Source organism: Veillonella sp. ICM51a (assembly GCF_000524355.1).
In the GTDB taxonomy this organism is placed as follows: Bacteria; Bacillota; Negativicutes; order Veillonellales; family Veillonellaceae; genus Veillonella; species Veillonella atypica.
Window position 1 is genome coordinate 1 of sequence record NZ_JAPX01000051.1, and the last position, 3,036, is coordinate 3,036.

Genomic DNA, 3,036 nt, shown 5'->3' on the forward strand with positions numbered 1-3,036 from the left:
TTTAATGATTCGCGACTATGTCGCGAACCAGTCTAAAGACAATAAAAAACTCGCCCATGACAATATAACGTCAAGGACGAGTCTATAGTTCTATTCTTATACAATTATTAGAAAATACTTGTATTATGATATAAATCGCGGTACCACCTTGTTTGAATGCAGTGCATTCCCCGTTCGCAGGATACTAACATATCCCTCACGACTAACGCTCGTGTGACGTCGCACCATACTAGGAATGAAAGCTCATTCTGTTCCATGCGCCCTCGGTGGTCCATTTAATAAGCTGCGTACTACGGGTTCTCAGCTAATCCCGCTCTCTGTGAGTGCATTTCCTATTTTTATCTCCACCTCATCGGTTTCTTTTAGGCGAGTATAAAATTATAATCTGATTATAATGTTTCTATAGAATGAAAGTCAAGAAGTTTTAATTTCTGATTGTTGTTCAGCCATAGAAAGATCTTTAACATACAATCTCATATCTCCATATTTTATGTATCATAATGCATAATAAAAAATACTGTTACTTTCTTTATCATATAACGCAGAGGTTTTATTATACAACAAATACAATACATATATATTGCTAATAGGGACAAATAAGCCAATAATCCAAAATATACTACTATTGCTATCTCTCAAACGTCTAAAGATCATAATGATAATAGTATATATAAGATAAACGTATAAAGCATATCGCAGAGCATAGTTTTCGATATTATAATTTAATATCACATTGTATATTATAAACGCTAAATATACATTAAAAAGATTCCATTGACGAACTGTGCTTCGTCCATTAGGCCAAAGACTGTCAATTAATATGCTTTTATAAAGATCTGTTAAAAGAGGCCTTTTATCTTGGCGACTATAAAAAGAGTTTATAGCTTTAATTTGAGAGGTAGTTAAATCATTACGCTCACCCCAGAGTACATCTATAACCTTATTATCAAAAATTATTCCCTTAAGTTCAACATTATTATCTCTTAACCAAAGTTTCCTCGGTACTACAGAAAACAACAACATTGAACACCAAAGACATGGATAGAATAAATCTGGTACATCAACGCCCCATAATATAATATTGTTGGACTCAAAAATAGCTTTTCCGTAAGAAAGGTCAAAATGCTTTCCACCCAATAATATCAATAGTAAAACCACAGTAATTATGATATTTACCCAATGAAATTGCACTTTATTGTAATAATTCAAGCTAGCATAATTTGTAAAAGCTACAAAAAGAACATAAATAACTGTGCCCACATAATATATAATGTCATAAATTTCTTGAGTATATACTATCTCCGGAAGAGTAGATAAAGCAAAGATATTTATTCCTATACCAATAAACACCAATAAGTTTATAGAAAGGTATGTCTGTATATTGATTGTAAATAAATTTATTGTCTTTAACCATTGAATTAAAGATAATAATTCAAATTTAAACTTTATTAATTCAGAATATAAAAGCTGTCTCATCATTCTTCATCCACTTTATTATGTCTATAAATATCATCAAAAATCTTAGTTGGAAGAACATTCCAACGTTCATCGCCATCAAGAATTTCATATTTATGAGTGACACTGTCAACTTTTTTTATTAAACTTTTTGTTTTTCTATTTACATCATAATAAAAATTCCCTTCATTTGGATGAGCATTATGATATGCCATGGCAACTAACTCTTCCGCTTTAGCATTATTAGTCTTTTCTCTAACTGCAGATATAGCTTCTTTTGTTGCAACAGATTCGATTTCTGTTCTATAAGTAATAGGAACATCAACTTGTATAAGAGTATCCCCACCAGGAAATTTTTTCAAAATCGGTTTATCTATCTTAAAACCAGATTGCCAATAATCATTACTTTTCCGTCCCATAACAGGTACAAGTGGCACCTTTAGAATTGATTTAACCGTTACTTTCTCTCCAGTTATCATTTCTTTAGGTTGGAAAAGATTGACAATATCTCGTGCAGTGACGATGCCTTTTAATCTTAATTCTCCCCCAATAAAAATTCGATTATCTTGATTCATCCCCTCAATTAAAGACAAATCAACTTCTCCTTTACCACGTTTTACTCCAAGACCAAAATACCCTTCTTGATTAGCCCCCAACCTTGTTGTTTTATCAGATTCTCTATAATAATCACTAGTACCAATAATTCTATAAGCTTGTTCTTCAGTTAACGCTAACTTATAATTAGGAAATTTAGTCGATTGCAAAATAAAGATATTATTTTGGAAGTTAACCTTATAATCATTAGCAAACTTTTGTGTAATACGACCTTCATCTTTTAAACGCATCAAAATATAACCAGGATCAGTATGTCTTAAGTCAATTCTATCTATATTAGCATTAATAGCCGCTCCCTGTAATTTACGTAAAAATGAAGGTTTAGCCTTTGCATAGAAATTACTTTCAAAAATACTTCCATTATATTCTCCTAGCTTATATCTAACAACCGCACCAGATTGAACATTAGTCGCTGAAGATTGCTTAATCAAATATTCATCCGTATCTTTAATTGGTATATCCTTTCCACTGCCAGCTACAATTCCTTTATCGACAGTAAACAAATCATTTGTACTTATCACATCAGTAAAATAACCATTTTCAAATTGATCATAATGTTTAATATCATAACTTTCACCCTGTTTATTGATTGCAACATATCTATACTCATGAGTTATAGGATCAATTCCAAGTAGTGCTAACCATTCATTTTCACGAAGGCTATCTAACTTTATGTCACGGCCATAAACTTTTACACTTTTACCTACCTTTAATTCCTCTATTTGTTCCTTTATATTTTTTATAGTTTGATACTGATTCCACTTAGTCCCATATTGTGCTTCAGCTGCACCTGTTACAGGGGAATAGCCTAAACTACCATTCACAGCGGCACCTAATAAAGCACTTAATGTTTGAGCTACATCAGGTTTTTCTTTAGCAATTTTTTGAATTTCTCCAATTAATGCTTCATTGGTAGCACCAGCATAAAAACCACTACCCGGCTTATTCCCTGCCAGATACTTCAGC

Annotated in this window: 1 protein-coding gene and 1 pseudogene; both read right to left on the reverse strand. The window is 32.0% G+C overall.

Annotation, left to right across the window (positions count from 1 at the left end; translation table 11 throughout):
* Positions 1-495: 495 nt before the first annotated feature.
* Positions 496-1,479: a DUF805 domain-containing protein gene (locus HMPREF1504_RS09965; protein WP_005381371.1), complete on the reverse strand. Its 984-nt coding sequence runs from the start codon at positions 1,477-1,479 to the stop codon at positions 496-498.
* Positions 1,476-3,036: pseudogene (locus HMPREF1504_RS10495) on the reverse strand (filamentous hemagglutinin); the annotation flags it as partial. The gene HMPREF1504_RS09965 and the pseudogene HMPREF1504_RS10495, both read right to left, overlap by 4 nt.

Coding starts and splice junctions, on each gene's coding strand:
- HMPREF1504_RS09965 (WP_005381371.1), bottom strand. CDS start 1,479: ATGATGAGACAGCTTTTATATTCTGAATTAATAAAGTTTAAATTTGAA.